Origin of the sequence: uncultured Sphingorhabdus sp., assembly GCF_937872355.1 — a bacterium.
In the GTDB taxonomy this organism is placed as follows: Bacteria; Pseudomonadota; Alphaproteobacteria; order Sphingomonadales; family Sphingomonadaceae; genus Sphingorhabdus_B.
The window spans coordinates 1-7,037 of record NZ_CALMSV010000066.1 but is presented as its reverse complement, the minus strand read 5'-3'; the positions used below and the strand labels follow the sequence as shown (position 1 = coordinate 7,037).

The 7,037-nt window shown below is 58.5% G+C and carries 7 protein-coding genes; 5 read left to right on the top strand and 2 right to left on the bottom strand.

The window, feature by feature from the left end:
- Nucleotides 1-153, bottom strand: a 153-nt coding sequence (locus tag Q0239_RS03810; protein WP_298598683.1) for an SDR family NAD(P)-dependent oxidoreductase, incomplete at its 3' end; no start/stop codon positions are given.
- Nucleotides 154-261: 108 nt separating this feature from the next.
- Between Q0239_RS03810 and Q0239_RS03805 the strand changes: the two genes are divergently transcribed.
- From Q0239_RS03805 to Q0239_RS03785, 5 genes are read left to right on the top strand one after another with little or no spacing between them, the layout of a single operon-like run.
- The gene (locus Q0239_RS03805; protein WP_298598680.1) at nt 262-1,503 is read left to right on the top strand and encodes an NADH:flavin oxidoreductase; all 1,242 of its coding nucleotides are present in this window, start codon (nt 262-264) and stop codon (nt 1,501-1,503) included.
- The gene (locus tag Q0239_RS03800; RefSeq protein WP_298598677.1) at nt 1,500-2,270 is read left to right on the top strand and encodes an SDR family NAD(P)-dependent oxidoreductase; all 771 of its coding nucleotides are present in this window, start codon (nt 1,500-1,502) and stop codon (nt 2,268-2,270) included. The genes Q0239_RS03805 and Q0239_RS03800 overlap by 4 nt, the downstream gene beginning before the upstream one ends.
- 4 nt (nt 2,271-2,274) lie before the next feature.
- Nucleotides 2,275-3,069 (top strand): SDR family oxidoreductase, encoded by a 795-nt coding sequence (locus tag Q0239_RS03795; protein WP_298598674.1) that lies wholly within the window; start codon nt 2,275-2,277, stop codon nt 3,067-3,069.
- Between the two features lie 2 nt (nt 3,070-3,071).
- Nucleotides 3,072-4,772, top strand: coding sequence for an FAD-binding protein (locus Q0239_RS03790; RefSeq protein WP_298598671.1), 1,701 nt, complete (start codon nt 3,072-3,074; stop codon nt 4,770-4,772).
- A complete protein-coding gene (locus tag Q0239_RS03785) occupies nt 4,769-5,581 on the top strand; it encodes an SDR family oxidoreductase (protein WP_298598668.1) in 813 nt (270 codons plus the stop codon). The genes Q0239_RS03790 and Q0239_RS03785 overlap by 4 nt, the downstream gene beginning before the upstream one ends.
- Here the strand turns inward: Q0239_RS03785 and Q0239_RS03780 are convergent.
- Nucleotides 5,569-7,037, bottom strand: a 1,469-nt coding sequence (locus Q0239_RS03780; RefSeq protein WP_298598665.1) for a hypothetical protein, incomplete at its 5' end; no start/stop codon positions are given. The two genes, Q0239_RS03785 and Q0239_RS03780, sit on opposite strands and share 13 nt — an antisense overlap.

The window sequence follows — 7,037 nt, the reverse complement described above, 5'->3', positions numbered from 1 at the left end:
TTCGATCTCTCCGACCGTTTTCTCAAGCTTTTCAAGTGTCCGCCCGGTGACAATCACCGCAGCACCCGCTGACGCCAATGCAAGAGCAATGCCCTGCCCTACGCCTTGCCCGGCACCCGTGATCAACGCTACCTTACCCGCAAGCTGTACCATCACACCCTCATTCGCTATTTTCGTAATTTATTCGCATGATTTTTACGCATGACGTTGACAAAAGGCTATAGAAAACGTCAAATGCGTTGAACCTAGGGGAGAAACGACGTGCAATCGACAAACGAAGCTTCACCATTCAGCCCGGTGAAGATAGGTCCGCTGTCTCTGCGTAACCGCTTCATAAAGTCGGCAACCAATGAAGGCATGGCCAAGGGCGGCATCGTATCGAAGGGCTTGGCGCGTTTCCACGAAAAAGTAGCCGAAGGCGGGGCTGCCTTGTCGACTGTCGCTTATTGCGCAACCTCCCTTGACGGACGCACCTTTGTCGATCAGGCTGTACTTGATCGTGAATCCCTGCCCGACTTTCGCGCGCTGACGGACGCGGTGCACAAACATGGCGGCGCCGCCTCTGCGCAGATTACCCATGCCGGCAGCTTCACCTTCCTCGACCATGCCACATTGAAAACCGCGCGTCCGCTGTCATCGAGCGGAGGGTTCAACAAGGTCGGCGTGATGTCACATCGCTGGCTAAAAAAGAAAATGAATCGCGATGAAATGGACGCGATGACTGCGGAGTTTATCGAAGCGGCAAAGCTTGCCCGCGAAGCCGGTTTCGATGCGGTCGAACTGCATATGGGGCACGGCTACCTACTCAGCCAGTTCCTCTCGAAAATCTACAACAAGCGCTGGGACAGCTATGGCGGCAGCATCGAAAAGCGGCTGAAATTCCCGCGCGAAGTGCTGGGCCGTGTCCTTGATGCGGTTGGAAGCGATCTCGCCGTCATCGTCAAATATTCGATGACCGACGGAGGTAAGGGAAACAGCATCGACGACGGTGTTGCAATTGCGAAAGCTATCGAAGCCGACGGCGCACATTTGGCTGTACTTTCGAACGGACTGAACGTTGAATCGATAACGGCCATGTTCGGCTCATCCTTCCCGCAGTCAAACCGGGGTACGGTTGGTAACCCGATCATTGCGCTTGGCATGTGGATCCAGTCGCTGTCGGAGCCCAAAAATGTCGTGTTCCGCGAAAACTATCTGCGCGAACTGGCGCTGAAGGTGCGTGCGTCGGTTGACATGCCGCTTGCCTATCTAGGTGGGGTGCAGTCGCTTGAGGGGGCGCAACAGGCAATGGCCGACGGTTTCGAATGCATCGCGCTGGGCCGCGCACTCGTCAGCGATCCGGCCTTCGTCAATAAGCTGCAATCGGGCGAGTTAGCGAAATCAGCCTGCACCGCGTGCAACCGCTGCGTCACGATGATGTACACCCCCAATGGAACTTTCTGCGTCGACGGCAAGGCTAGTGACGCCAAACTCAATGTAATCAAGGCAGGAGCAGCAGCATGAGCAAGGATATGGTCGGCAAGGTCGCCATCGTCACCGGAGGCAGCGACGGCATCGGTCTTGCAACCGCAAAGCTGCTCGCCAGCCGAGGTGCGACCGTCGCCATATGTGCGCGACGGCCTGATAAACTCGAACAGGCGCGTGCCGAAATCGCGGCAATCGGCAAGGTTGAAGCCAAAGTCATGGATGTCACCGATGAAGCCGGTTTTACCGCGTGGATCGAGGATATTGCGACCCGGCATGGCGGGCTCGACATGCTTGTGAACAATGCGATGTCGGTCCATTACGCGCCGCTGACCAAGCTATCGACAGAACATTGGCGCAAGGATTTCGCCGTCAATGCCGAAGCCGCCTTTGTCGGCACCCGCACCGCGATGAAGATCATGATGGCAGCAGGCAAGGGCAGCATTGTCAACATATCGTCGACCACCGGCATTCGTGCCGCGCCCTATATGGCCAGCTATTCAGCCTCCAAGGCAGCACTGACCCATTTCACAGCCTGCGCCGCGATGGAAGGCGGTCCAGCCAATGTCCGCGTAAATTCAATCGTCCCCGGGCAGGTGATGACCGCCGCGACCGAAGACTGGGCGTCGAAGGCACCCGAAACCGCCGCCAAAACTGCGGGCGCGATCCCGATGATGCGCGGCGGGCAGCCCGAAGAACTGGCCGAAGCCATCGTCTTCCTGCTTTCCGATGCGGCAAGCTACATCACAGGTGTTGCGCTGCCAGTCGATGGCGGTAAGGCAGCACAGCTCTATCTGCCCTCTTGACCCAATGCCAGTAGCCGTCATCACCGGAGCCGCTTCTGGCATAGGTGCAGGTTTGGCACGCGAGGCGGCACGGCGTGGAATGCAGGTTGTTCTGGCAGATCGAGATGCAGCCGCCTTGGCAATCGTCGCCTCGGAAATCGGCGACAATGCCGTCTGCGTGCTTACCGACGTAACCAACCTTGCTGCCGTCGAGGAACTGGCGGATCAGGTCTATCGCCGGTTTGGCGCGGTCGACCTGCTGTTCAATAATGCCGGGGTGATGACAACAGGCCTCAGCTGGGAAATTCCCGCAGACAAATGGGTGGCCAGTTGGCAGGTCAATGTCGACGGCATTTTAAACGGCTTGCGCGCCTTTGTACCGCGGATGATTGCGGCGGACCGCCCTGCGCGGATCATCAACACGGCTTCGGTGGGTGGCTTCCTGCCCTCGCCATTGATGGCGCCCTATTCGGCCACCAAATTCGCCGCTGTCGCCTTGACCGAAGCCTTGGCTGGCGAGTTGAAGATGATGGGTAGCAAGATCGAAGTTTCACTGCTCGCACCCGGCCCAGTCAAGTCGCGGATTTTCCGCGAAACACCACCCGAAGCTGCACAACCGTTTCACGATATGCTGACGTCCATGCTCGACGAAAACGGGCTGGAACCGGACGCGTTCGCAGCACGCGTCTTCGATGCAATCGAACGCGGCGAGTATTGGATTATCCCGCAACCCGAAGCGTTTGACGACGGGTTCGCGGCGCGCAATGAAAGCATAACCAAGCGATTGCCCCCGCAATTCTATGGGGCGGAGGGGAACTGAACATGGCTCGAAACCAAAAGAGCTGGGACAAGGAAGTCGATATACTCGTTGTCGGATCGGGCGCGGGCGGATTGCTTTCGGCACTCGTCGGTGCCCACAATCATGCCGAAGTGCTTGTGGTCGAAAAGGAGGCTCTATGGGGCGGCACCTCGGCCACGTCGGGTGCTGGCATCTGGATACCCAACAGCGATCAGGCAGCAGCAGCCGGATTTCAGGACGACACCAAAAACGCCTTCAAATATGTCCGCAAGCTTTCGGCGAAGAATGTGCCCGACGCCAATATCAAGGCCTATGTCGAAAATGCTGCACATATGCTGCGCTGGGTAACCGCCAACACCGAACTCGATTATCAGGCCTTCCCCTACCCCGATTATCACGCCGAAGAACCGGGTGGATCACCGCAAGGTTTCCGCACCCACATGCCGCTGCCAATCGATGGCCGCAAGCTGGGCAAGGATGTCGAGACGTTGCGCTTCGCATCGCCAGCGGCCAGCCTGTTCGGCTATCTCAACTGGCATTTCGACGAAACCTACATCATCCTGTTCCGCGCACCGGGCTGGTGGTGGCACCTGACCAAAAGCCTCGCCCGTTATTGGTTCGACTGGCCCTTCCGGTTCAAGAGCCGCAAAGACAGGCGATTGACGTTGGGCAACTCGCTGCTAGGCGGGCTGCGACTGGCACTCAACGAACGCAAGGTACCGGTCTGGCTCAATTCTCCACTGCTCGAACTGGTCGAAGAAAAGGGCAAGGTCGTGGGCGCCGTCGTGCGCCATGAAGGCGTGGACATGCGTATTGGTACGCGCAAGGGCGTGGTTCTCGCCGCAGGTGGTTTCGACAAGAATCAGGCGATGCGCGATGCCAACGCGCCGCTCTATAAAAACGCAATCTACTCCGGCGGTACCGCGGGCAACACCGGCGACAGCATCCGCGCAGGCGAAGCTGTAGGCGCAGATACCATGAACATGCACTCCGCATGGGCCGCACCGGTATTCTATGTACCGGGTGAGGATCGCGGGCGGCTGTGCACCATTGAACGCGCGCTGCCCGGCTGCATGATGGTCAACCAGAAGGGTGAGCGCTATCTCAACGAAGCCGCCTCCTATCATATTGTCGGTCAGCAAATGGCGCGGCGGGAGGTCGAGCATGGTGATGCCTCGCCCAGTTGGTTCGTCTTCGATCATACCTATCGCCACAAATATCCGGTCGGGCCGCTGCTGCCGCTGATGCCCGACTGGTTCCAGCGCGGCGAAGTGCGGTCAATCCTGAAAAAAGGTGCCACTATCGAGGCGCTGGCCGCCGACATGGGCGTTGATCCGACAAAGCTCGCAGCCACGGTTTCGCGCTACAACGAATATGCGGTTAAGGGCGAAGACCCCGATTTCCATCGCGGCGAAGCCACCTATGACAAAATGTATGGCGATCCTTCGGTGACACCCAACCCCTGTCTGCGTCCGCTATCGAAGGGCCCCTTTTACGCGATGCCGATTTACCCCGGCGATATCGGGACCAATGGCGGGTTGAAGACCAACGACAAGGCGCAGGTGGTCGGCACCAATGGCAAACCGATTGTCGGGCTATATGCCGTCGGGAACAATGCGGCCTCCGCAATGGGTGAGAGCTACCCTGGTGCAGGCGTAACTATCGGCCCCGCGCTGACCTTTGGCTATATCGCCGCGCGGCATATGACAGGAGCAAATGAATGAGCGGCAGGTTTGCAGGTAAAGGCGCGGTTGTCACTGGTGCGGGTCGCGGGATTGGCCGCGCCATCGTGCAAAGGTTGGCGCAGGAAGGGGCACAGGTGGCGGCACTCGACCTTAATCTGGAAGATGCCATGCAAAGCGGCGGCGCGCTCGCCTTGCGCTGCGATGTGACCAATGCTGAATCGGTGGCAGAGGCCGTGGCCAAAGCGCGCGAGACCTTCGGGCGTCTCGACATCGCTGTCGCCAATGCCGGTATCGGCGCGGCAGAAGGCGACGGATCCGAACAGTTTTACGGCGCGATGGCGCAGCGCAATGCAGAGCTTGCCAAAAACGGCAGCAGCGACATCATCGTCGACCAACTGATCCATATGGAAGACCGTGGATGGGCTGGCGTGATGGAGGTCAATGTCGGCGGCGCATTCCGTTTGGCGCGCGAATTTGTCCGCGTGCTGGCGAAGGATGGCAATCCGGGTGCGATCATCAATATCAGTTCGACCAGTGCCCAATCAGGCGAGGGATCGCCGCATTATTGTGCATCCAAAGCCGCGATCATCGGGCTGACCCGGCAACTGTCGCGTGAACTTGCTCCGCGAAAAATCCGTGTCAATGCTGTCGCCCCCGGGCCGACCAATACGCCGGTGATGGCGGGCATTCCGGACGAATGGATCAAATCAATGGAGGCAAGCATCCCCTTGGGCCGAATGGCAGACCCGGCCGAGATTGCTGCCGCCGTCGCCTATCTGGCTTCGGTCGACGCCAGTTTCGTCAACGGTTCGGTGCTGGTTGCCAACGGAGCGAGCTACTTTTTCTGAGGTCTTTCGCGTACCTGCACCAGCCCACCCGTCATCCCCGCATAGAAATCGCCATTGGGCGCGATCGACATTGACGCCCAATTGTTGTTGAACTTGCTTCCGCGACCGGTCGGGATTTTGATAACCTGCTTTCCGGTGCGGAAATCCAGACCAACAATCGACCAGTCTTGCGTCGGCTTGCCATCTGGTCCTTTTGCAAGGTCAAAGCTGTAGAAATAGGCGATACCGTTCCCCGCCGAGAGCTTGGGCACGACCGACGGAACCTTGAGCGGCGAGGTCCAGATCGTATCGCAGCCGCTTTCGTCGTCGCGCACATCGACGCGGACAACACCGCCAGCAACTGCACTCCAGTCTTTCTGCTCATAGGCGCTGGTAAAGCCGGCATTATTTTCAAGGATGATCGAGCGCCCCCAGCCTATCATGCTGTTATCAGTTGCGCTTGCACCTTCCTTGAACACTGGCTGTGCGCAGATACGGCTGCCGTCGCTGCGACGCAGCACGACGATGTTGATCTGCCCGTCGGCATTGTCGGCAAAGGTAATCCACTTGTCGCCCAGCAATGTCGGCGTGGTACCGCTGCCCTGGTTGATCGAGCCAATTTTTCGTTTGGTGCCGCGATCATAGGCGGTGCGCCATAGCTGGGTAGGCTTGCCTTGCGCATCAGCGCGGAAGGCATATTGCGCATGATCGGACAGAACATAGACGGCGCGGCTGTCCATCGCGAGCGCATTCTGGATTTCCTCATCCTTTAGTCGAATGACCGAAACCTTGCCGCTCTCGGTATCGAGCGTTCCCAGTCGCCCGTTTCGCGAGGTAAACCAGTAACGGCCTTGATGGTCAGGCATCACCGTCGTCACCTTGTCGCATTCGCTGTCTGGCGACCAGTTGTTCCAGTTGAAGCAATCGTGCGGGACATAGGGCTTCAGGTCCCATTCTTTCTCGACAGCAAAGGACCATTTGCCGCCTTCTGCTTTTGCCACCAACCGCTGCACCACCCACTCGCTATTGGCAAAGATCAGCCGATCCTTGTTGTCGAGGAACATGTAGGCCCCGCCCGAACTGTCGTTCATCATGATGCCCATGTCGCGTTTTACGAACGCCTCGAAAGAGCTGGGGCGTATTGGCAAATCGTAATGAGCAAGCGCCTCAAGTGTCTCGGGATCAAGCAGCACCATGCGAAAACCCGAAAGCCCACCACACATGACGATTGGCTTGCCATCACTGCGATAGACAAAGGTGGAGCATTGCCGGGGCATGCCGTTTCCGGCCTGACGACTGCGTACCTCCAAATTGTCTCCGAACGGGCCCGGCGCCAGATGCGTATCCGATTGCCCGCCATCGCCATGCATGGTGCCATTGGTATCTGCCGCGAGGAACGGGTTTGCGTTGATGCTTCCCTCTACCGGCGCAGGTACAAAGGACCTGTCCCATTCGGCCTGTTGTGAAGAAGCACCCT